Below are 22,406 nucleotides of genomic sequence, written 5' to 3'. Positions count from 1 at the left end.
GTATGGGATGGAAGGTTAGAGGTAAGAGTCGGAGTTGTCCTAACACTGGCGGTTACGATATCAGCGAGAGTTGTTATTCATAGCCAATCCAAAATCCAAAATCCAAAATCCCAAATCGGCTGGCTAAAACCCATTACCAATTAAAATAAAAGGTGCCCAATAAAAGGGATGATTGAGACGATTGCTAACTACCGACGCACTACCCTGAGAGACTGCGCGGACGGCAATACCTCTCTGTTCTTCGCTTACTGCTACTGTCGAGTTTCCGGTAATTAAAGCGATTTGCGCTTGCCGCAAAGCTTCGGCTTTTGTGATGTTTTCTTTTTGCAATCCTGCGTAAAAAGCATTCATCAAAACTTGAGTACCGCCATCGGAAATTGACCACAATGAGGCAATCGCTGCCTTCGCACCAATTCGTTGCATTTGGTAACCAAAACCGAGTATTTCTTTACCGTTTCCCAATTGTTTTCCTACTCCTGTTTCACAAGCACTCAGCACTACTAAATCTGCATTGGGTAATGACCAAGTTTCGACATCGCGAAGGGTGACGCGACTGCCATCACCAAATAGGATAAAAGATTCTTCGGGCTGACCGGTGACAAAGGCAGCATGAGTGGCAAAATGAATAATATTGTAATCGTTGAGACGGGGAAGAACTGCTGCGGGACTGAAGGCAGTATCTAATAATATAATGGTGTTGTTGATTGTTGCCGCCAGGTTGTTTACTTCGCGACCTGCAAATGGCAGTCCGGCGAAATTAAGTTGGCGATTTCCAATCGGAACGCTGTAGTTTCCTGTGGTAAAAGCACCCGCTAAGACGCGGGGATTATTGGGTATTTTTGGTTTGAAATCGGTTAGATTTGCGGCGGTGATATAGTTAATGGCGAAACGCTGCACTAGCCACTGTTTGCCATCATTAAGAGCTGCTAAAGGAATATAGCGTAGTTGTGCGTCTGGGGCGTAGATAATTGTTTGCGCTTTGCTGTCTGCGATTTCTTTTTCGATTGGTTTGATGAGCCAATTATATAATTGCTTTGCTGGTATTGTAGCATCTGAATTCGGATTTTGTAAAGCTTCGCGAAATTGGGCGATCGCCTTTTCTATTTCCTGCCTTTTTACTGCCACAGGTCGATGTATTGGCCCAGAATCAGGCGTTACCAGCACTAATTCCAAACGGTCTTGTAAAATCAGGGGATAAATTAATACAGATGATTTCGGCAACTGCTGCAAGTTTTGCTGGACGCGATCGAGATTGGCTAAATTGAGGTTTTCGCCTTTTGATTTTTCGTTCAATTCTTGTACAAGCGCCACGACATCCGGACTGCGGATAAATTCGTTAAATTCTATTTTTTGTTGCTGTTCGATCCTCTCCAATTCGGCAATTCGCTGTTGCTGGGCTGGTGTGCGATCGACATCTGGTATACTGCGTAATTGTGCCAGTTCTTTACCCAATTGCACGACTTGAACATATTTTTCCGAAATTTGTGCTTCTTGGGGCAATAAATCGACGCCTTGCGCTGTGCGATCGTTTCCCCGGACGTTTCGCAAATATTCGGCTAATTCTTGTATTTTCAGCAAATCGAGAACTTGTTTTGCTTCGTCAGCGCGATTTTGTTTGAGTAACAAATCGGCTAATCTGCGATAGGTATCGGCAACGGTATCTGTGAAAGATTTCTGCTGTTCTATGGACAGGGATTTTAAATCTTTGCGGATAGATTCGGTAAGATTAACTGCTTGCTTGTAGAAAATAATTGCCAAGGTTGACTGATTTTGTTTTTCTAACAGATAACCGATATTGCTAAAAGCTATTCCTTCGCCCGCTTTGTCGCCTATTTCTTGGAGAATTGTTAAAGATTGTTGTAAAAAATCCAATGCTTTGGCATAATTGCGCTGACTGTAATAAACGTTGGCGATACTGTTAAGCGTCCGACCTTTTCCGCCTTTGTCACCAATTTTTTGACGCACTGCTAATGCTTGTTGCAAAAATTGTTGTGCTTGCGAATAATTTCGGAACTTGGTATAGATACCGCCAATATGATTGAGGGCTTCTCCTTCGCCTGCTTTATCGCCAATTTGTTGAGAAATTGCTAAAGCTTGTTGATAATATTGTATTGCTTTGGTATACTGGTTTTGACTTTCGTAAATAATGCCGATCGCATCTAAAGCGCGACCTTCCCCTGCCTTATCTCCCGTTTCTTTCCGAATCGCCAATGCTTGCTGCAAAAATTCTAAAGCTTGGGGATATTGACCTAAATTATAGGCGACGCCGCCCAAGTTGGTGAGAGAATTTCCCACGCCATTTTTATCGCCAATTTCGTTACGAATCGCCAATCCTTGCTGATAATATTGCAGCGCTTGCGGATACTTACCCAAACTGTAAGAAATGCCACCAATGTTATCAAAAGTGTTGCCAATGCCAACTTTGTCGCCAATTTCTTTCGCAATTGCCAAAGATTGTTGATATACTTGTAAAGATTTATCGTATTGACCTAAATTTTCATAAATAACACCAATGCCGTTGAGAGTAGTACCAACGCTGGCTTTATCGCCCATATCTTGTAGAATCGGTAAAGCTTGTTGATAGAATTCTAGCGCTTGCGAATATTGACTTAATTGACGATAAACTAAGCCGATGTTGCTGAGGAGACGCGCCACGCCAGCTTTATCGTTAATAGTGCGACGAATTGCCAAAGCTTGCTGGTAGTATTGCAAAGCGCGATCGTATTCGCCTAAGCTGGAATAAACGCCGCCGATGTTATTCAGCGTGCGTCCTTCGTCGCGTTTGTCTCCAACTTCCTGACGAATTGCTAAAGCTTGTTTGTATAATTCTAATGCTTTGTTATAATCGCCTTGGGCAGCAGCAAGGGCAGCTATATTGTGCAAAGCTTCCCCTTCCACTACACGCTTACCGATTTGTTTGGCTATTTCTAAAGCTTGTTGATGCAATTCTAAAGCTTTGGGATAATCGCCTAACTGACGATAAACAAAACCAATATTGTTGAGTGTTTCGCCAATACCAACTTTTTCGTCAAGTTCTTTGCGAATAGTTAAAGCTTGCTGCAAATTTTCCATTGCTTTATCGTAATCGCCAAGACTGGTGTAAACTTCGCCGATGTTGTCGAGTGTTTCGCCAATACCGAGTTTATCTTTAAAATTTTGCCGAATGATGAGAACTTGTTGATAAATTTGCAGTGCAGCTTGAAATTCACCTGTACGAAATTGTGCGACGCCTTGTTGAAATAGTCGGTCTGCTTCCGCTTTTGTATTTGTGACAGAAATTTGTGCCGTGACACTGACATTGTGAGTCAACGGTGTCGCCGGGATAGCAAACACCAGAGTAGAAGCGATCGCAATTAAGTAATGAAGGCGGAGGTGCATCTGGCTTAATTAAAAAAATGTTTGATATGGCGTTATTTTTGACATATATAAAATTTAGCGATCGGACAAATTCCAAAGCCAAATTTTCTTGTTAACTGCACTAGCTAAAGTTTTTACATCCGAACTGATAGCAGTCATCTTCTGCGGATTATTTATGTAACTGTTTCCATAAAAGATGCGCTGCACTTTTCCTGTGGCGACATCCCAAAGTTTGAAAGTTCTATCAAAATTTTGACTGATCATATATTTCCCATCTTTTGACAAAAAGGTAAAATAGTTAGGGCTGTTGTTTTCGATAGTTCTGATAACCTGTTGGTTGCCAATATTTAAAGATTCCATAATATTGCCTTTCCTCCTAACTATAGTTTGACCGTCCGAACTAAAACCGACAAATAAAAATATAGGGATCGTGCGGACAGAACCACTATTTATGGTACTATTAATTTGCTTTGTCCTGACGTTCCACAGATTGATAGTTCCGCGCCTATTCACACTAGCTAAAGTTTGACCGTTTGGGCTAAATGCCACTGCATAAACGGGCGTGTTATCGCCCGTGAAAGTAGTTTGAAGTTGACCCGCGCTAACATCCCACAGCTTGACCGTCGTGTCGCCAGCACTAGCTAAAATTTGACTATCTGGACTGAAAACAAGAGAAAGTATGTCAGATGAATGTCCGGTAAGATTGCTTTTCAATTGTCCTGTGCGAAGGTTCCATAATTTGATGCTACGATCGCTACTACCAGCAGCTAAAATTTGACCGTCTGGACTGATGGCTAAGGTAGAAGCTGAAGCAGAAAGTCCGGTAAGAGTGCTTTTCAATTTGCCTGTGCTGACCTGCCACAATTTGATAGTTTTGTCATCATGACCGGTCGCTAAAGTTTGACCGTCGGGGGTAATGGCTACTGCATTTACGTTAGAGTCAGCTTCAATTGTTTTGTTAGGGAAGAATTCTGGCATCATTTTTTTTGTATCTGCCAGCAAGCGATCGCCCCAAAGTTGCGTTTTCAACTTCTCAAATTCAATTAAGAATTGATGGGGTTGATTGAGCTTATTCATTATTGCCAAACAACCTTGTCGATCGCCCTTTCCATAGGTTGCTACCGCCAGCGCTATTTGCATTAATTGAATCCGCTCTGCATTTTTACCGTAATAAGCTTGCGGGTCAACTGTTTGCCAGGAACGAATTGCTCCTTCTACATCTCCCAATTCGTATTTAGCTAAACCTAAAAATAAAGAAGCAGAGCCTAACTTGGCATCCTGTAAAAGCGCTTTTTGATAGTAATCTGCCGCTGCTTTAATTTGGTTTTCTTTATGTATCTTTTCTCCCCAAGCTAATAGAAGAACGGCAAAACTAGAGTTAGGCGGAATATCTGTTATGGCTGAAGTTTCCAAAAAAATTTTAATTGGAATTGCCAAATTAAATCCTGATTTGATATCAACTGTTTGCCCCGTGTCGGGATTGACGATCGGCACTCCATCCGCCCGTCCGTGAATGCCAATTACCCGCCCTTGGGCATCCAAAAGTGGGCCACCACTCATGCCCGATCGAGTGATATTGGTATAAATTAAAGCATAGCCATCTTCTAAAGGTTTGAGCGATCGACCCGATATTTTGCCTGTTGTCATCTGATAAACTCGTTCCGTGATGGCGCGTCCGGGATGCGGCCAACCAGCAGTATAAACAGTTGCACCTTCTGTCACCGTATCCGAATCTGCTATTTCGGCAACGCGGTAATTTTGGCTACTGGTAAATTGCACTAATGCTAAATCTACCCCTGGCAATTTTTTCACCGTGCTATAGTTGAGGGCGTGTTTTGTGCTGTCATGAGTCAAAATTTCATACTCATCTCGTGTAGCGACAACGTGCTTGGCAGTCAGTACATAATAAGTATTATCTTTCTTACCAATTATTACGCCACTGCCGGGATTTTGACCGTTAATCACAACAGTTACCTGTTTAGCAAGAGATGCGATCGCTTGTTCGTCCAATGTTTGCGGCACTACCATTTGCGGTTGCATTACCGCTATTGCTGCACCAATTATTACCGACGATAATTGATAGTAATATTTCATCGCTTCACCTGCCAAATCCTTAAACTAGCACCAGCATTACTAATCAAAATTTGCCCATCATTACTGAAAGCCAAAGAATTTACTGACGCAATTTGTCCTTGCCGATCGCGCACTTGCAGAGTATGCAGCAGTTGACCGTTATGCAAGTTCCAAATTTTGATTGTTCCGTCATCACTACCGCTGGCGAGGATATGTGCGTTGGGATCGATCGCCACTGCTCTCACCACCCCAGAATGAGCTTGTAAATTATACAGCATTTCTCCTGTTTTTACATTCCAAATTTTAATCGTATTGTCAGCACCACCACTGGCGATAATTTGCCCGAAAGAACCGATCGCAACGCTGGCGATCCAATTGGTATGTCCCTTCAAAGTCTGCTGCAATTCTCCCGTGTTCGGATTCCAAATGTTGATGGTTAAATCCGTACTGCCACTAGCCAAACTCTTACCATCTGCACTAAAATCAACCGCATTAACATAATTGCGATGTCCGGTGAGAGTACGCAATAATTTGCCAGTTTGCAGATTCCAAATTTTGATATTTGCATCATTTGCACTGCCACTAGCTAAAGTTGTTCCATCGGGACTTATCGCAACAGATCTGACATAATTTTTATCGCCTGTCAGGCTATTTATCAATCGTCCGTTAGCCAAGTTCCAAATTTTCACAGTGCCATCATTAGCGCCACTAGCCAAAATTTTGCTATCCGGACTGATGGCGATCGAATTAATATAGTTTGTATGCCCGGTGAGAGTACGCAATTCTTTCCCAGTGCTTCTGTTCCAAATTTTAATCGTATTATCCATACTGCCGCTAGCTAAGATTGTACCATCCTGACTGATGGCGACAGAACTTATGGCGTTTGAATGTCCTGCTATCTTGTTAGCTTCAACAAAGTTATCTCCCAAGTAAAGTAAATTAATTCCTACCCCTGGCGCTAATTTAAAATATGTGTTGATGGGAATTGCTAAATTAAAACCAGATTTGACATCTACTGTTGCGCCAGTTTCCGGATTAAAAATAGGTTCTCCGTCCCCCCTGCCGTGAATGCCAACTACTTGCCCTTGTGAATCAAAAACCGGGCCGCCACTCATTCCTGTACGAGTGATATTAGTATAAACCAAACCGTAGCCATCATCTAATGCTTGCAAGGGACGACCGGAAATGCTGCCTTTAGTAATTTGATAAATAGCTTGATTGATGGCGCGTCCGGGACGAGGCCAACCGGCTGTATAAACTGTTGCACCTTCGGTTACTTTGTCGGAATCACCTAACTCGGCAACGCGATAATTTTTATTACTGGTAAACTGCACGATCGCTAAATCGATTCCAGGTAATTTTTTGACATTGGCGTAATTAAGCGGATATTTTGTGGCATCGGAAGTAAATATTTCGTATTCATCTTGAGTGGCAACAACGTGTTTGGCAGTGAGGACGGAATAAGTGTTTCCTTGTTTGGCAATAATTACGCCCGAGCCGGGATTTTGGCCATTAATCAAAACGGTGACATCTCTTGCCATATCACCGATCGCTTTATCATTGAGTGATTGTTGTTCTTGCGGTACGGCAATTTGAGATTGGACAATTACAATTGCTGCTGCACCGATCGCCACTGCTAGGTCTGGAAAGGAAAATTTCATATCAAATTGCACTGATAAAATTGATATCAATATTGCCAAATTTCAATGATGCCATCGTTATTGCCACTGGCGAGGAAATTACCTTGAGGACTGAAGGCGATCGACTCTCCTTTAATGACAACATTACTTTTGTGTGCTGGCAAGTCGCCCAGGAATTCGCCACTATGCAAATCCCACAGCTTGACGGTATTGTCCCAACTTCCTTCGATGCTGGCTAAAATTTTACCATCCGGGCTGATGGCGATACCAGGTACTAAGTCGGCATGGCCTTTGAGAGTATTTTCCAGTTTGTTGCTGCGTAAGTTCCACAATTTAATAGTTTTGTCATAACCGGCACTGGCCAGGGTTGTACCATCGGGACTGATGACAACCGACAAAACAAAATTTGTATGTCCGGTGAGGGTATTTTGCAATTGTCCTGTACGAAGATTCCACAGTTTGATGGTTTTATCGTTACTGGCACTTGCTAAGGTTGTACCATCGGGAGTGAAGGCGATCGACTGCACTGGATCGGTATGTCCGGTGAGGGTACGCCGCAATTGTCCGCTATGTAAATCCCAAATTTTGATGGTGTTGTCGAAACTACCGCTGACTAGAGTTTTTCCATCCGGACTGATAGCAACAGCAGCAATCCAGTCGGAATGTCCGGTAAGAGTACGCAGCAACTGTCCGGTGTTTGGATTCCACAGTTTGATACTTTTATCGTCGCTACCGCTAGCTAATATTTTGCCATCGGGACTGATGGCGATCGCACGCACTTGGTCTGTATGTCCTTTGAGAGTGCGTAGGAGTTGGCCATTCTTCAGATCCCACAGCTTGATCGTACCTTCCCGACCATCTTTGGTTAGCTCATCGTATCCGCCGCTGACGAGAATTTGACTGCGGGGAATGAAGGCGATCGCATAAACTGGGTACTGGGAATGCCTCAGAGCGATCGATTTTGGATTTTGGATTTGGCGCGAAGTGGGCGTCTTGGACGCCATGTCCTCTACTTGGGGAGACCCCAAGATCGGAATGGCTCCGCTTCCCGTCACGATGTCCACCTTCGCAACAGAGGATTTTGGATTTGTTGTCCACGGATCGATCTGGGATCTGGAAACAAAACAGACTGACCCACAATCCCAAATCGGACGACCAGAATTACCTAATGAGACGCGGTAATTCTGGTAACTGCTAAACTGCAACAGAGCAGATAAGATAATTGCACCGCAGCTAAGTTTTGCGATCGCCATTACTGAGGATTATTTCTAGATGGAGAACGACGGGTATTGCTTCCCGTTGGCGGATACTCACCCTGTAATAATTTATCCAGACTAATGTAAACAGGTGCGAACGTTTCATTGATGACTCCGGCAGAAGCCATTCTGATCCGAAATATACCTTGTAGAGCGTCTGCCGGTTTACTTTGAGGGGGTATGTTGAGAGCGAATAACGGGTCGCCACTGCAAGTTGCCTCATCGTTATTTTGTTGTGCAACGCAAGCTACGGTTTGACCGTTCATTCTCCTAGTGGTGATGTATTTGAAAGTACCGTTATTGTAATAACTCTGCAACCTATTCGATACATCTTCGCACTGTTTTTGAGTATCGCCCGATTGGACGATTGTGGGAGAATTCCAGAGAATCATCGGTATTTCTCCGCGTGGCGTGCGGGCCATAGTTGCCGGGACGCCGTTGCTGGTACCGCAGAAGAAAGTGGCGTTGGTGGTGTTGGTGCTGCCGCCTTCTGCGCGACTGGGGGGTGTGAGGGTAGATGCACTCAAGAAGGCGATCGCTAACGCAGAACATAATTGAGGCAACAAAGCAGCGTTATTCATAAAATATGTCTGGTACTCAAGCGAACAAAACCTGTACGATCTCTAGCTTAGCTTTGCTCTGATGGGAAGCTCAACAATAAATTCTGCTCCCTGTCCCGGTGCAGAAACGCACGTCAAGTTACCGCCGTGTTTGTCCACGACCACAGAATAGCCGATCGCCAAACCTATACCAGTACCTTTGCTGGCCGATTTTGTGGTAAAGAAAGGATCGAACAACCGCTGCTGCACTTCGTTGGAGATACCTGGGCCATTATCTGCGATGCCGATCGCGATGCGATCGCTGCTTACAAGGTAGGTGCGAATCCGAATCTCCGGATCTTGGATTTTTAATTTGAGATTTTGGATGGCATATTTCTCTCCCGCTCCTCTGCTCTTCAGATCTTCCAAGGCGTCAATCGCATTTGCCAGTATATTCATAAATACCTGATTCAACTGACCGGCATAACACTCTATTTTCGGTAGATTGCCATATTCTTTGATGACTTGAATGCCGGGACGAGTCGAGCTAGCTTTGAGCCGATTGCTCAAAATCAGCAAGGTGCTTTCTATACCTTCGTGAATGTCTACCGGCTTCATTTCGCTTTCATCGATGCGCGAGAAAATTCGCAGCGCCTGCACGATCTCGCGAATGCGATCGGCCCCTACTTTCATCGAACGCAAAAGTTTCGGCAAATCATCCATCAAAAATTCCAGGTCAATTTCTTCCGCCATTTGATTGATTCGCTCTCCTGGTGACGGAAAATCCTGGCGGTATAAGTTTAGCAACTGAAGAAAATCTTTTGTATACTCATTTGCATGTATTAAATTCCCATAAATAAAGTTGATGGGATTGTTAATTTCATGGGCAACGCCGGCTACCATTTGTCCCAAGCTAGACATTTTTTCGCTTTGCACTAGCTGAGTTTGGGTGTGCTGTAGTTCTTGCAGCGCTACTTCTAACTGAGATGCTTTTTCTCTTTCTCTCGCTTCCGACTTCAGCAAAGCCATATTTAATTTAGCTAATTCATCTGCTTGCCGCAAAATAATACTTATAATGGCGTTCCTTAGTTCGTCTGCTGCATCAATTTCGCATTTTTTCCAAGGTAAAGACTTTAATTTAACAATTTCTTTCCACATTTCAAACGATTTGCGAGGAGAGAGGCGCAAACTACCATCTGCCATTTTTTCTTGTATTTGCGCCGGTTCATGGGGATTGCCTGCCCAATTAACCGTTTGAATGACTTCTGGCCGAAACCATAAAACATAGTTGCTCCGCGTTGGCGAAATTGAAATTGCGATCGCACCGCTCGCCACATCCTTAAATTTTTCTGCCTCTGGATACAGTTTTGCCAAATTATCAGAATGGAAAATTTCCAATTTTAATCTACGGTCTATCCAATTAATTAACTGCCTTATTTCTTCTTCTTGAGGTGTTTTACCTATTACCTTTAAATTATTATCAATACAGACCGCCGCTCCTGACGCATTAACTAAATTGAGTAAATTAGGATAGTATTTTAGCAAGCCCTCAACAAAGTTTTCCTCCTTAGACATATATTCAATAAACTTGCTTGTAATAGATTTTAATTGCAGTTTATAATCAGAATCTTCGTTATTTTCCTTTGCTGAAAGTTCTACAGACATCACCTGTCCGAGGAATTGGCAAGCTGTTCGCACTTCATAAGAGACAAATTTGGGAGAATAATGATGGCAAGCCACAAGTCCCCAAAGTTTTCGATCTTTAATCAAAGATATAGACATAGAAGCGCCAACACCCATATTTTGCAAGTATTCTATGTGCATTGGGGATGCGCTTCTTAAAACTGAAAAGCTTAAATCCAGCGCATTATTCATGACTGGATTGTAAGTAGGTATAATTTCCACTGGTTGATAATTGACATCTGCTATTAACCTCAGTAAATTTAAACAATAGAGTTTTCTTGCTTGCTTGGGAACATCTGTGGCTGGGTAGTGTAAATTCAAAAAACTAGGTAAATTTTGTCGTTTATCTTCGGCAATTACGCAGCCATGTCCCTCAGCATTAAATTTGTATACCATCACCCTGTCAAACCCAGTCATTTTTCGCACTTCCACAGCGATCGCTGCGGACAATTCCTGTAAGTTAGACGTTTCTTGTAGCTTAGATGTAGCCGCCCTAACGTGATGGTAAAAGCTAAAAAATGAAATATTTTCTGGAAGGCTTGCTGGCTCTAATTCTAGAATTAAAACGCCATCGATTCTATGAATTATTCCATCGAAAACGTGACGAGTGCTAGCTGTTTTAATTGTTAATTTAATAGGATTTACACTCGGTAGGTCTTGAATTGTTAAATATTGTTTAAATTGTTCTATTTGAGAATTGTCGAGCAATTCATTCAGATTTTTCCTAATTAATTTCTCCGGACATAAGCCAAAAAATTCTAAAGTGTTGTTGCTCACTTGTAGAATTGTCAGATGCGGCTCTCTCAATACCAAAAGTACACCGTGAGGCTGAATGGAACCCGGAGTGTGAATAGGTTCCCTCTCACAATTAGTCAAAACAGCTTCTTCAGCCGTGATAATTTCCCTTCTACTCATGTTCTTTACTTTCCTTTGTAGAACTGGTAGACACCTTTGCTCAGACTTAACCTAGTGGCATTTGTGGCTGAGTGTTATATATTATGACAGCGATCGCTCAATTTGTGTTTATCAAAATTGCTCTATAAGCAATGCCCCTGGGTTGCTAGCCCAAGAGGTGTTTTAAGCTATCTTATCAATAATGGTAACTAATTATAAGATGTCCAAAAATACTAATTTGTTTCTAGATTCTTTGCTTTTATGTAATAAATTTTAATATCATAGTAACATCTCTTTATACACTATAAAATTATAAAATCAAGCACAACTGCCACTTTCGCCCTTAACTATAGCTGCACCAATTAAATGTGCCAGACGTAAAGCTTCCGGAACTTTTCCGCAGTCCGTCAGCCGTTGCAGCACCGCAGCAGTTATTTCCGGAGTTTCACCGCAAACTTGAAAGAAAAACGGCCCAAACTCGTGAATAGTACCTGCACGACGCAGTATTTTAAGACGTTTTTCTGGTTGTGGAAGGCGATGAATTGCTTCTTCTATAGCGATAATATCTGGCTGACGGCGCATAACTGCCACGCAGGGGAGTGCAAGCCTTTGGGAAAGTAACGGTAGGTCTATAACATTAAAACCACCGAAAGCTATACCGTCTAGCAGTAGAATATGCAATTGTGGGAGAAATTTGCCACCGATGAGTAATTTACAAATTGTGTCGGTAGCGTTCCAGCCATCTTGTCGCACCCTTCCCCACACCATACCCTCAAAGCGCGTATTTGCACAAATGATACCTGCGATCGCAACCTGACTTCCCCTTCGACGCACGAAAGGCGCGTCGTCGAAGCCGATGACGCGAATGGCACGATTGAGTCTGATTAAAGATTCTAGTTTCATCTCTTACTCATATTGCCCGAAGATGAGATTTTTTGCAAAGGTGCGGTATTTTTGCCGATATTATTAGACATCTCCAAAAATTCTGGTGGGGTAGGCATCCTGCCTGCCGAGAGAGATTCTTTTCTAGAGATGTCTATTGAAATTTCAAATTTTTTACCTAATTGTTGATTATTAAACCCACGATAGCTGCCGATATTTCGATCGCCTACCCATCCCACAATTCCCCCAAAGCTGCAAGTCTTTGGCGATACTCGATCCGACTCGTCCAATATGAAGGCCATGCCTCCATGCCCAAATAAGCACCTGCAAAAGCGCCAGTCAAACAAGCGATCGAATCCGAATCACCAGAAGTAACTGCCGCACGACGCAACGCCGCCACGGGTTCTTCTGGAAATAACAGAAAACACAACAAACCAGTAGCAAAAGCTTCCTCTGCTATCCATCCCTCACCCGTAGCTTCGCAGGGGTCGCGATCGCGATTTGGTTCTGCCAATGCAGCATCGAGACGATCGAGTACCGACAGACATTCATCCCATCCGCGACTGATAAATTCTTCTGGCGTATTGATGTACGGACGTTGCCAAAGCGACCCCAACCAATCGCTGCGGTAAACTGTGCGCTGGGATAAAGCGTAGCTGCGGAGTCGCTGGGGCAATTGTTCCGGAGTTCCACCAGCAGCCAGATCGGCGATCGCATAAGCAGTCAAATCCGAAGCTGCGAGGGCGGTAGGATGACCGTGAGTTAGCGCTGCTTGAAATTGCGCGATCGCACCCCGAAGCGAACTATCTCCCCCCAAAGGCAACAAACCCACAGGTGCAACCCGCATATTCGCACCGCAACCCTTCGAGTCAGCAACAGTCGCCCTCTCCCACGGCAAACCCTCCTCCAGCTTCCCACAAGCATTCAAGCAAGTTCGACCGGGGGCGCGGTTATTATCCGGACTGTGTAACCAAGTGACAAAAGCACGTCGCAGCAAAGGTTCCAAACTGCTGGCAGTGTAAACCCCACCCGCCTCAATCAACGCCTCCCCCACACATAACGCCATCTGCGTATCGTCCGTAACGCGGGCGGGATTACCTGTTGGTTCCTGCGGGCCATTGGGCGGGAAACGACGCAAAATCTCATCAACATTCAAAAACTCAGTAACAGCACCAAGCGCATCGCCCAAAGCCAAACCAAACAAGCATCCAGAACCACAACCCTTTAACAGCATAATTCTTCCCATTTAATTTGAGAATTTCCTCTGCGTCCCTTAGCGTAAACCTTTGCGACCCTTTGCGTTAAAAAAAACAATCTCAAACTCACAACTGACCAACCCTAACCAGAAAAACCCCTCTCATTCAGAAACCTATCCAATGTTTCCCGATCGCACATCGAAGACATCGCACCCGGCTTAGTAGTAGAAATAGCCCCAGCCGCAGCACCCCAAACCACCCCCTCTCGCAGCGATCGCCCTTCAGCAATAGCTGCAACCAAACCACCATTAAAAGCATCCCCAGCTGCTACCGTATCAACCGTTTGCACTCGAAAAGCCGATATAAAAAATGTTGAGTCCGCTGTCGCACAGTAAACTCCTTGTGCGCCCAATTTGACGATCGCAGTTCCCACACCTTTTTGAAGCAAGACAGATGCCGCATTAGCAGCAGTGTCAAAATTATTAACCGGAAAACCAACTAATTGTGCCGCTTCAATTTCATTCGGCGTAATAATATCGACGAGTGGGTAAAAGTCATCGGGGATATCTATTTGCGCCGGTGCGGGGTCGAGAATCACCTTCACACCGACACTTTTAGCGGCTTTTGCGGCTGAAATTACTGCCGTTAAAGGAATCTCGAATTGAAGCAGCAATACAGCGGCGTTATCCCACAAATTAATCAAATTTTTTACATCAGTGCCATTTACGCACCCGTTCGCACCGGGAACAACGATAATATTATTTTGCCCTGAGTCATCTACGGCGATAATAGCGACGCCGGAATGTGCTGTTTTATCTATTAATATATGCTCTGTTTGGACACCAAATGTTTGAAGATGGGTGAGGAGCGATCGACCAAAATTGTCATCGCCAATACGCCCAACTAACTGAGTAGGAATACCCAATCTTGCAGATGCCACCGCCTGATTTGCACCTTTCCCTCCCGGCGCGGTAAAAAAGTCACGACCCAGGATAGTTTCGCCGGGAATTGGCAAGCGGGGAGATCGGGCCACCAAATCCATGTTAATGCTGCCGAAGACGATAACCTTTTTCACAATTTAATCTAACCACGTATCGACATCTTTGCGGCTGAAATTTTTGAAAGGCGTATATTCGTAAGTATATTTTCTGTAGTCTTCTTCTTGAGGCTTGGGAGGTGGCTGTTTGTAGTAATCTTTACTGTTTGATGGGGATGATGGGGATGGTTGCGATCGCGCCGACTCAGAGTGCGGTGGAGATGCGATCGTCGCAGCAACAGGCGCAAATGACCGTAACTTTTCGTGCGCTTCGTTAATTAGTTGCAATTTTTTATGAGCTTTTTGTCGGAGTCTGGGATGATTGGGAAAACGGTCTGGATGCCACACCATCGCTAAGTCTTTGTATCCCTGACGAATTTCCTCCAGTGTAGCGCCCGGTTCTAGCTCAAGTATTCTATAGTATTGCTCCACATTACTCATCGACAACCACCTCCGGTCACTGCTAAAACAGTGAAGTATTTTCCAGTTTGAGGGTACTTGCGCTGAATGTGGCGATCCCGAACACATCCTTTTAATAATAAAATCTAAAGATATTTTTCTTAAATCTACTTCATCTTTACTAATGCAAACACTTCATCTAACACCTCTTTACTAAATCCAAGCTCATCTTGAAAGCGGTTAAATTAGTTACAAAATTCCCTGCTAACCCCGCCTTTCGATCGCAAAACTCTCCATACCTTGAGGTTGTTCGTACTCAACCGCCACATCCGTAACCTCAGCAGATGGACTTCCCCGATAACACCAGCGAATCATCGCTTCTACATTTGCCTTAGTTCCTTCAAAAACAGCTTCCACGCGCCCATCCGGGACGTTGCGTACCCAACCGCCTACACCCACCCGTTGCGCCTGTTTTAAAGTTGAATAGCGATAACCCACACCCTGAACGATACCGGAAACAAAAACGTGGGCGCGGATTTTATCTTGTTGTGACATTGACGATATGTGATAACTTGCGATCGTATTTTAAAGCTTTGCGAGTACTGCGATCGCATTTTCCCTCTACCCTCTAATATGGGAAATGACAACCGCTGCACAGCAGAGGGCTTTATGCTACGCGATCTTACCATCCAAAACTATCGCTGCTTCAAAGATTTCCACATCGACGGTTTGGCGCGTGTCAATCTGATCGTCGGTTCAAATAACAGCGGCAAAACCAGCCTCCTGGAAGCTGTCTATTTATTGGTTAATCAAGTTAACCTTGAACCTTTAATTAATTTCTTATATAATCGGGGTGAAATCGCAGATTACTCTATATCTCAGTCCTCTTTTGTTAGGGGAGAAATTGAGCGCCGAAGCGGTTATGAAATAAGACATATTTTTTATGGCCATCAGCTAAATACTGAGCAAACTATTTCTGTGCGATCGGAAAAAGAAGCTCCCTTATCTGTTCAATTCCAGATCAAAGAACCTGAGCGTATTCAGAAACCTCCTGGCTTTGATCTATTCTTGACTCCTGAAGGGGGGTCAATTGAGCCATCAAAGTTTTTGCTTTTATTTTCAGACGGACGGGGTACTACAATGCCTATACCCATCCGCGATGATGGCTTGATTACAGGGAAAGCCTTTCGGCAATGGAATGAACATCAGCCTCATGCTTTTGTAACAACTAGCAATTCAAGACTTTTTACCCAAAACATTAGCTCAAATTTCTTTCTCACAACGACCAACATAAATTTTCAACAAATGGCTGTGTTTTGGGATAAAATCACACTAACCCCGAAAGAAGAAAGCGTGGTAGCAGCGTTGCAAATATTAGAGCCAAATATAGAACGTATTAGTTTCACCAGCAGACAAAGTTCTAGTAGTGGCGTTCTGCTGAAACTTCACGGACAGCACAACCCAATTAACCTGGGTAGTATGGGTGAGGGAATGCGTCGTATGCTATCTCTAGCAATGGCTGCTGTAACAGTTGAAAATGGTTTACTGCTAGTAGATGAGATTGAAACTGGCTTATATTACGAAGCCCAAACTGATATGTGGCGTTTAATTTTTTCAACAGCAAAACGGTTAAATTTACAGGTTTTTGCTACTACTCATAGTTGGGATTGTATAGCGGGTTTTCAAGAAGCATTGGCTGAATTTGAAGATAATTCAGTCGGAAAATTATTCCGCTTAAGTCGGCGCGATGAAAAGATACGTGCAGTTGAATACACCGCAGATGAATTAGCAGTTGCCGTTCGGCAAAGTATTGAGGTACGGTGATGCCAAAAGCACAAAAACCTCCCAAACCAAAACCTCAACAGTTATTAGTTGAAGGGAAGAATGACCAGCACGTCATATGGGCTTTGTGCGAAAAATATCGAGTACCAGAAACTTTTTCTGTGGAAGTGCCGACAGACGAAAATGGACAAGGAATTGAGGTACTTTTAGAGGGATTATCAGATAGGTTAAAAGCAGAAAATTTACGTACACTAGGTATTGTAGTTGATGCCGATCGCGATTTACTGGCACGTTGGCAATCCCTGCGATATAAACTCAGTACCAGCGGTTATCAAGATATCCCCGAAACACCACCGCCAGAAGGTTGGGTTTACGCACCACCAGATTTACCAAAAGTGGGAGTTTGGTTAATGCCTAACAATCAACTACCTGGAATGTTAGAAGATTTTGTTGCCCATCTTATCCCCTCAGATGATATTTTGTGTCCGAAAGCAGACGGTATTTTGCAAGAAATCGAACAAGCTGGTATCAACTGCTATAGCTTAGTTCACCATCCCAAAGCTTTGATTCATACTTGGTTAGCTTGGCAAGAAACACCGGGGATGCCTATGGGACAGGCAATCACAGCGCGTGTGTTGCGTCACGAATCTGCAATTGCGATCGCATTTCTGGAATGGTTAAAGGATCTCTTCAATCCAGCACTACCAACGAGTTAAGCTAACTCACCACTCTCCTATTCAAAAGTTCGGCAACTTGTTCGTGAATCTTTTCATTTCCCCAATAACTCGTGTGCGCTTTCAAGCCATCTCCTACATCTACTTGAATATCCTGAATACCGGGATAATCGCCAAATAAAGGACGCACGGGAAATGCCAGCAAATCGTCTATATCGTAGAAAATTTTCCAGATCACTTCTTTAATATCGCGAGGAATGCCTATTTCATCCGCTGGCAAAGTTTGGCCATTAGCAAAAGCATCAACAACGCGCTGAGAACGCATTAGCAAAACTGGAAGTTGAGAAGCCATTGTCACAACTGAACCCAACTCTAAGCGTTTTTTCTGGGCAGCAATTCGCCAAAATTGATAGCGTTCGACTGTTTTCTGTTTCTCATCTTCCAAAACTTTACTCGTGACAATTGTCGGTTCTTTTGCTTCTTCCGGATTGCTTCTAATCCGGTATCCGGTATTGGAAAATAAACCGTGCAAAAAGTCGTTAATAACGGTTGAACCCAAACTTGTGCCGATCGCGTGCAGCCGCACTTTGATTCTTAGCGCTTCGGTTTCTATATCTTCCTCAATTTGCGATCGATATTTTTCTAATACTTTCAAGACTTGGCGATACACAGCCAACTGCACTGCTATTTTGCCATCTTCGCCAACATAGTAAACCGCATCCCCAAATCCCCGCAAAAGTAATGTTTCTCGTAAAGGTTTAACCAAAAACCGCCACCAAGGTTGAAAAGTGATATCGCTCTGTAAATCTTGAAGTACAATGTTATTGGGGCTGGGTTTTTGACGCAGGCGATCGAAATTAAGTTGGTCTAAAATAAATTTTTCCGCCTTGTTGATTTTTTCGTCTGGTCTGGGTTCGTCTGTTTCATCCAAATATTGCCCCCAATTAACTCTGACAATCTCGTCAATGCGCTCCTCAAGATTATAGAGTTTCTTCACAGGTTCCCACAGGATATCGTATTGCTTTTCTTCTGGCGTGGGATTATCGCTGAGCATTAACCCGTGAACGAAGAAGAGAACGTTAATCGTTTTGGTATTGACGCTCGTTGGTTTTTTATAAACTACAGGTTCGCGAGATCGTCTGATGATAAACTCAGTCAATCCCTCCGGTTCTTCATACCCAACCGTAACATTTTTAACCACAGCATCTGGACTTCCCCGGTAACACCAGCTGATAATTGCTTCTACAAGTTCCTTGCTTCCCTCAAACACAGCTTCCACTCGTCCGTCGGGAAGTTCTTCCACCCAACCGCCAATTCCCCATTGGTTCGCCTTATCCCAAGTGGCTAAGCGGAAGCCAACTCCTTTAACGTTTCCAGAAATAAAAACATGGGCTCGGACTTGTCCAGGTGGTGTTGTTTGGTTTTCCATTGTAGAGTCCGCATTGATAAATAACACGCCTGAATTAGATTTTAGTATCAGAACGTTACCTATAAGGAGGAGTGGTAAATGAGTTTTGGATCTTTTATCGCTATGGCTGCGATCGATAAGTTAGTATTCCGTGTCAGCAGAGCTTTTACCACCCTTCCCAGCATTGATAATGGGTTGCTCTGTGCCTTATTATTAGCGATATTGGCATTGATTTCATTGCCGCTCGGTTTCAAATTTGGCTTTTTACAAATTGATGTTTTAAAAGAATCGTGGCCAAAGGTTGTCAAGATTATAGCAATTTCTCTGCTATTCCCTGCCATCACCGAGGAACTATTTTTTCGCGTTTTACTTTTACCGCATCCTACAGAAAATGTTTCTACAACAAAATTGGTATTGTGGATATTTATCAGTTTGGTTGCATTTATAGTTTATCATCCGCTCAACGCCATCAGCTTCTTTCCAGCCGGACTCAAAACATTTTTCAATCCCATTTTCCTATCATTAGCGGCGCTGCTAGGTGGTGCCTGTACCGTTGCTTACCTGCAAAGCGGTTCCCTCTGGCTGACCGTGGTAATCCACTGGCTAGTTGTGGTAGTCTGGTTGCTTTTGTTAGGCGGATATAGGAAACTACATGAGTAGTCGATCGCAATATCAGCTAACAACTTTCATGTCTAACTTACCGCCGCTAAATACCGAAACCATCTGGGCAATTATCAACGATACTATTGACGATGCAACAGTCAACCAACTCGTTTGGCATTGCTTGGGATATCGCCATGACGAAATTTCTGGCAAATGGGATGCTTCCGGCGTTGCAGAGGAATGGCAAAATGAATATCCAGAACCGCCTGATTTTATAGAAAGCCGTCCCGCAACCGTAAAACTGACTCGTTCCATTCCTCCTGAAAATAAACAACTGTTGAAAGAAAGCTTGGGTTTTAAGGGTTACAAAATCGGAGAATTCGGCCCTCGGCAGACTCGACGGGCTACGGCAGCAAATTGGCTGTTAAGTTATCTGCGACAAACAAGTCTAAAGGAACCTGGTTTAGCCTAGCATTCGTCTGAAAATTTCAGAAAAATCTACAGCTATGAGCCATGAAAACTACAAACCATTCTCGGTTTACCTCTGGCAATCTCAATAGTCTTTCCTTCAACAAAATTGTAGGTTCGGTTGAGCCCCAGCGAAACCCAACAAACCCAAGTTTGGCATTGAGTTTTGTTAAAGCAAACCAACCTACTTTGTTGTTATACAATCTTATCTGCCTGGTAGGAAAATTATTGACTTTTACTGCATTTAGTGCAACTTTAGCTTTGCTTCCCTGGCAGGTTTCCTCTTTAGCTCAAAATAGAACTAGCTGTAATTTTTACGGGTGCTATCCCGTGGGTGGTGGTTGTAATCAATTCGGTTGTTGGAGAACGCCTACTGGCAGTTGCAATCCCTACGGTTGCACGGAGTACGGCACCTGTACGCCCTACGGTTGTCCTTCCTCTCCCACCACAGGTTATCCTCCGAACTCTACAGGATTTTGTCCGAACACTTATACAGGATCGGTTTTGGTAGAGTTTGTTGCGCGTGGGGATGATTGGGGTAATGTTTGGATTAATGGGCGAGAGGTATTTCAACCGCGTACATTCGATCGCAGAAAAACAGTATATCTATGTCCAGGCGCTCACAGAATCATTATCACCGGCATTACTAAATTAGAAGTCTGGGCATCCGGCTATTTGGATATCGGTCGCACAAATATCGTAAGAATTGCCTTTTCTAAATATGGAGGAGTGCAAGTTTCTGGCGATCCCTATGCCTGGTTAGCAGATGATAGTAACGATCCATTTGATGTTTGGGAGCGCTAATATTAGGTGGAAAAAAGGAGCGATCGCGCATTCAGCCTGCAATTTAGCATTCGATCATTTTTGATATTCCGCGTAAGCAGACTCAACCGTCGCCAGTACGAGCGGCACATCCACCGGCTTAGGTAAGTAATAACGAATGCCCAAAGATGAAGCTAATTCTTCCAAATCGCTGAATGCTGTCATCAATACAACCGGAATTTTGATTCCTTCCTGCTGGATATGCTGGTATACTTCCGCTCCGGTTAACTCTGGCATTCGATTATCTAAAATCAATACCTGCGGGCATTCCTCCGTCAATTTTTCTAAAGCTTCTTTACCATTACGTGCTTCGGCAATTTGCCAACCCTCGCTTTCAAGTAGAAAAGCGAGCATAGTTCGACTATCATCATCATCGTCTGCAATTAGCACTTTTCTATTTAATGGATAGCCTTGATTCATGGATTGTAATTTCCTATTGGCAGCGTCAGAATAAATGGTATTGGGGCTGATTGTACACGATCGGGTGCTGGCATCGGAATTAAACTTACTTGCCCCGATGAGGTATGAGGGATTTTATGTATTTCGATCCGTACTGCACCCCCTTTTCCTACCAGATCGAAAGCTTGTATAAAATCCCGAAAAAGCCTGCGTGAAAGGGTTCTCCGATCTGCCTGTACTCTAACTTCCTCTGGAAAGCATATGAAAATTTCAATCTTACGTATTGTTGCTTCGGTGGAGAGCAGATCGACTAAATCGCGAACAGTATCGGTTAGGGATATCGGTTGGATTGCTCCTACCTCTAATGAAGCTAAATCGCGCCAAAGAGCAGCGCGGCGACGAAATAGTTGAATTGATTCTTCAGCTTGTCGGAGTAATTGTAGCGCATACTCGAAGCGGTTTCCCGCAACCAAACGAGATACTACCTCCAGTCGCAAGCGTCCGGCATTATGGGCTTGAACTATATCTTGGCGCAATTGTTCTAATGGTTGGCCATCATCTGGGTGAGATGTAAGTACGCGGCGAACATCTTCTTGCAAGCGCTTTTGCAGCAATTCTGCTTCGATGCCGTGGGAGGCACAAAGCAAGATTTCTTTGAGGCGCTGCCCCACCTCCGGTCGCCGCACAGAGATACTGAGGACTCCCATAACTTCTTTTTTGTCGTTACGCAGGGGAATTCCCTGGCAGGTGAAGGGATGAAATCCCTGGATAAAATGCTCTGAGGCGATAATTTCTGCATAACCGTCTTCAGCTAAGGGTGTTCCCAGACCGTTGGCACCAGCTACTGCTTCTGATAGTAAAGATCCCGGCCCCGGAACTGCTTCGGGCCCATGTACGCTCTGCTCGTCGCCTACTACGTCGAGTACGATCGCATTTTGCTCGCTTAGCATGACGGCGTGGCGCTCGTGTCCGGCTGCCTGAGATAGTACCCTTAAATATGGACGAGCGGCATCGATCAGAAAACTCTGTCTTTCTAGTAAGCGCTCTGTATCCAAAGTTGATAGCTTATCTGCTTGCAAAGTGCGGGGATTAGCTCCCTCTAGGTGCGACCTTTCCCAGGCACGGTAAATTTCTTGGCGCAACATATCCGCAGAAATTGCACCTGTGGCTATGTATTTACGTCCGGCTTCTAAAGCATTCTTTAATAAATTCGATCTCATCAGTTGATTGGGTTTAGGGACGATCGTTTTATTCACAATTTGCAATGGCTCTATGTGCCAGTTAGACGATCGTTT

18 protein-coding genes and 1 pseudogene are annotated in these 22,406 nt (G+C 43.9%); 5 read left to right on the top strand and 14 right to left on the bottom strand.

Annotated features, from left to right (window positions below; translation table 11 throughout):
- Positions 1 to 123 precede the first annotated feature (123 nt).
- From H6G03_RS10110 to H6G03_RS10060, 11 genes are all read right to left on the bottom strand, one after another.
- Entirely contained in the window at positions 124 to 3,378 is a 3,255-nt protein-coding gene (locus tag H6G03_RS10110; protein WP_190464219.1) for a CHAT domain-containing protein, read from the bottom strand.
- Between the two features lie 54 nt (positions 3,379 to 3,432).
- Positions 3,433 to 5,451: a trypsin-like peptidase domain-containing protein gene (locus H6G03_RS10105; RefSeq protein WP_190464217.1), complete on the bottom strand. Its 2,019-nt coding sequence runs from the start codon at positions 5,449 to 5,451 to the stop codon at positions 3,433 to 3,435.
- Positions 5,448 to 7,091, bottom strand: a complete 1,644-nt coding sequence (locus H6G03_RS10100) for a WD40 domain-containing protein (protein WP_190464215.1) — start codon at positions 7,089 to 7,091, stop codon at positions 5,448 to 5,450. The genes H6G03_RS10105 and H6G03_RS10100 overlap by 4 nt, the downstream gene beginning before the upstream one ends.
- Before the next feature lie 26 nt (positions 7,092 to 7,117).
- A complete protein-coding gene (locus H6G03_RS10095; protein ID WP_190464213.1) occupies positions 7,118 to 8,323 on the bottom strand; it encodes a WD40 repeat domain-containing protein in 1,206 nt (401 codons plus the stop codon).
- Positions 8,323 to 8,907 (bottom strand): COP23 domain-containing protein, encoded by a 585-nt coding sequence (locus H6G03_RS10090; RefSeq protein ID WP_190464212.1) that lies wholly within the window; start codon positions 8,905 to 8,907, stop codon positions 8,323 to 8,325. Before H6G03_RS10090 ends, H6G03_RS10095 begins: the two co-directional genes overlap by 1 nt.
- 42 nt (positions 8,908 to 8,949) lie before the next feature.
- Positions 8,950 to 11,463: an ATP-binding protein gene (locus H6G03_RS10085; protein ID WP_190464210.1), complete on the bottom strand. Its 2,514-nt coding sequence runs from the start codon at positions 11,461 to 11,463 to the stop codon at positions 8,950 to 8,952.
- A gap of 297 nt (positions 11,464 to 11,760) precedes the next feature.
- Positions 11,761 to 12,345: an endonuclease dU gene (locus H6G03_RS10080; protein ID WP_190464202.1), complete on the bottom strand. Its 585-nt coding sequence runs from the start codon at positions 12,343 to 12,345 to the stop codon at positions 11,761 to 11,763.
- A gap of 205 nt (positions 12,346 to 12,550) precedes the next feature.
- A complete protein-coding gene (locus H6G03_RS10075; protein ID WP_190464200.1) occupies positions 12,551 to 13,558 on the bottom strand; it encodes an ADP-ribosylglycohydrolase family protein in 1,008 nt (335 codons plus the stop codon).
- A gap of 104 nt (positions 13,559 to 13,662) precedes the next feature.
- On the bottom strand, positions 13,663 to 14,595 hold the full coding sequence (gene rbsK, locus H6G03_RS10070; RefSeq protein WP_190464198.1) for a ribokinase: 933 nt from the start codon (positions 14,593 to 14,595) through the stop codon (positions 13,663 to 13,665).
- Positions 14,596 to 14,598: 3 nt separating this feature from the next.
- Complete coding sequence (locus H6G03_RS10065; protein WP_190464197.1) at positions 14,599 to 14,997, bottom strand: J domain-containing protein; 399 nt, start codon at positions 14,995 to 14,997, stop codon at positions 14,599 to 14,601.
- 222 nt (positions 14,998 to 15,219) lie between these two features.
- Positions 15,220 to 15,510, bottom strand: a complete 291-nt coding sequence (locus H6G03_RS10060; protein ID WP_190464196.1) for an acylphosphatase — start codon at positions 15,508 to 15,510, stop codon at positions 15,220 to 15,222.
- 9 nt (positions 15,511 to 15,519) lie between these two features.
- On the opposite strand from H6G03_RS10060, the gene H6G03_RS10055 reads away from it, so the two are divergent.
- Positions 15,520 to 16,779 carry an AAA family ATPase gene (locus H6G03_RS10055; protein ID WP_322111889.1) on the top strand — a complete coding sequence of 420 codons (1,260 nt, stop codon included), beginning with the start codon at positions 15,520 to 15,522 and terminating at the stop codon, positions 16,777 to 16,779.
- Complete coding sequence (locus H6G03_RS10050; RefSeq protein WP_190464194.1) at positions 16,779 to 17,453, top strand: DUF3226 domain-containing protein; 675 nt, start codon at positions 16,779 to 16,781, stop codon at positions 17,451 to 17,453. The genes H6G03_RS10055 and H6G03_RS10050 overlap by 1 nt, the downstream gene beginning before the upstream one ends.
- Positions 17,454 to 18,546: 1,093 nt before the next feature.
- Here the strand turns inward: H6G03_RS10050 and H6G03_RS39745 are convergent.
- Positions 18,547 to 18,840: pseudogene (locus H6G03_RS39745) on the bottom strand (acylphosphatase); the annotation flags it as partial.
- 78 nt (positions 18,841 to 18,918) lie between these two features.
- On the opposite strand from H6G03_RS39745, the gene H6G03_RS10040 reads away from it, so the two are divergent.
- From H6G03_RS10040 to H6G03_RS10030, 3 genes are read left to right on the top strand one after another with little or no spacing between them, the layout of a single operon-like run.
- Positions 18,919 to 19,479: a CPBP family glutamic-type intramembrane protease gene (locus H6G03_RS10040; RefSeq protein WP_190464191.1), complete on the top strand. Its 561-nt coding sequence runs from the start codon at positions 18,919 to 18,921 to the stop codon at positions 19,477 to 19,479.
- A 28-nt stretch (positions 19,480 to 19,507) separates the two neighbouring features.
- Positions 19,508 to 19,894 carry a DUF1823 family protein gene (locus H6G03_RS10035; RefSeq protein WP_190464269.1) on the top strand — a complete coding sequence of 129 codons (387 nt, stop codon included), beginning with the start codon at positions 19,508 to 19,510 and terminating at the stop codon, positions 19,892 to 19,894.
- A 41-nt stretch (positions 19,895 to 19,935) separates the two neighbouring features.
- On the top strand, positions 19,936 to 20,694 hold the full coding sequence (locus H6G03_RS10030) for a hypothetical protein (RefSeq protein WP_190464190.1): 759 nt from the start codon (positions 19,936 to 19,938) through the stop codon (positions 20,692 to 20,694).
- A gap of 54 nt (positions 20,695 to 20,748) precedes the next feature.
- On the opposite strand, the gene H6G03_RS10025 is transcribed toward H6G03_RS10030, so the two are convergent.
- Positions 20,749 to 21,132, bottom strand: a complete 384-nt coding sequence (locus H6G03_RS10025; RefSeq protein ID WP_190464188.1) for a response regulator — start codon at positions 21,130 to 21,132, stop codon at positions 20,749 to 20,751.
- Positions 21,129 to 22,331: a sigma-54-dependent transcriptional regulator family protein gene (locus tag H6G03_RS10020; protein WP_190464268.1), complete on the bottom strand. Its 1,203-nt coding sequence runs from the start codon at positions 22,329 to 22,331 to the stop codon at positions 21,129 to 21,131. Before H6G03_RS10020 ends, H6G03_RS10025 begins: the two co-directional genes overlap by 4 nt.
- Positions 22,332 to 22,406 lie beyond the last annotated feature (75 nt).

It is taken from the genome of Aerosakkonema funiforme FACHB-1375 (assembly GCF_014696265.1).
Taxonomy (GTDB): domain Bacteria; phylum Cyanobacteriota; class Cyanobacteriia; order Cyanobacteriales; family Aerosakkonemataceae; genus Aerosakkonema; species Aerosakkonema funiforme_A.
Note: the sequence above shows the minus strand (reverse complement) of the source record. Positions and strands in the feature narration are given on the sequence as shown.

Excerpts from the sequence above, each read along its gene's own strand:
- H6G03_RS10110 (WP_190464219.1), bottom strand. The coding sequence starts at position 3,378 with ATGCACCTCCGCCTTCATTACTTAATTGCGATCGCTTCTACTCTGGTG.
- H6G03_RS10105 (WP_190464217.1), bottom strand. The coding sequence starts at position 5,451 with ATGAAATATTACTATCAATTATCGTCGGTAATAATTGGTGCAGCAATA.
- H6G03_RS10100 (WP_190464215.1), bottom strand. The coding sequence starts at position 7,091 with ATGAAATTTTCCTTTCCAGACCTAGCAGTGGCGATCGGTGCAGCAGCA.
- H6G03_RS10095 (WP_190464213.1), bottom strand. The coding sequence starts at position 8,323 with ATGGCGATCGCAAAACTTAGCTGCGGTGCAATTATCTTATCTGCTCTG.
- H6G03_RS10090 (WP_190464212.1), bottom strand. The coding sequence starts at position 8,907 with ATGAATAACGCTGCTTTGTTGCCTCAATTATGTTCTGCGTTAGCGATC.
- H6G03_RS10085 (WP_190464210.1), bottom strand. The coding sequence starts at position 11,463 with ATGAGTAGAAGGGAAATTATCACGGCTGAAGAAGCTGTTTTGACTAAT.
- H6G03_RS10080 (WP_190464202.1), bottom strand. The coding sequence starts at position 12,345 with ATGAAACTAGAATCTTTAATCAGACTCAATCGTGCCATTCGCGTCATC.
- H6G03_RS10075 (WP_190464200.1), bottom strand. The coding sequence starts at position 13,558 with ATGCTGTTAAAGGGTTGTGGTTCTGGATGCTTGTTTGGTTTGGCTTTG.
- H6G03_RS10065 (WP_190464197.1), bottom strand. The coding sequence starts at position 14,997 with ATGAGTAATGTGGAGCAATACTATAGAATACTTGAGCTAGAACCGGGC.
- H6G03_RS10060 (WP_190464196.1), bottom strand. The coding sequence starts at position 15,510 with ATGTCACAACAAGATAAAATCCGCGCCCACGTTTTTGTTTCCGGTATC.
- H6G03_RS10050 (WP_190464194.1), top strand. The coding sequence starts at position 16,779 with ATGCCAAAAGCACAAAAACCTCCCAAACCAAAACCTCAACAGTTATTA.
- H6G03_RS10040 (WP_190464191.1), top strand. The coding sequence starts at position 18,919 with ATGAGTTTTGGATCTTTTATCGCTATGGCTGCGATCGATAAGTTAGTA.
- H6G03_RS10035 (WP_190464269.1), top strand. The coding sequence starts at position 19,508 with ATGTCTAACTTACCGCCGCTAAATACCGAAACCATCTGGGCAATTATC.
- H6G03_RS10030 (WP_190464190.1), top strand. The coding sequence starts at position 19,936 with ATGAAAACTACAAACCATTCTCGGTTTACCTCTGGCAATCTCAATAGT.
- H6G03_RS10025 (WP_190464188.1), bottom strand. The coding sequence starts at position 21,132 with ATGAATCAAGGCTATCCATTAAATAGAAAAGTGCTAATTGCAGACGAT.
- H6G03_RS10020 (WP_190464268.1), bottom strand. The coding sequence starts at position 22,331 with ATGAGATCGAATTTATTAAAGAATGCTTTAGAAGCCGGACGTAAATAC.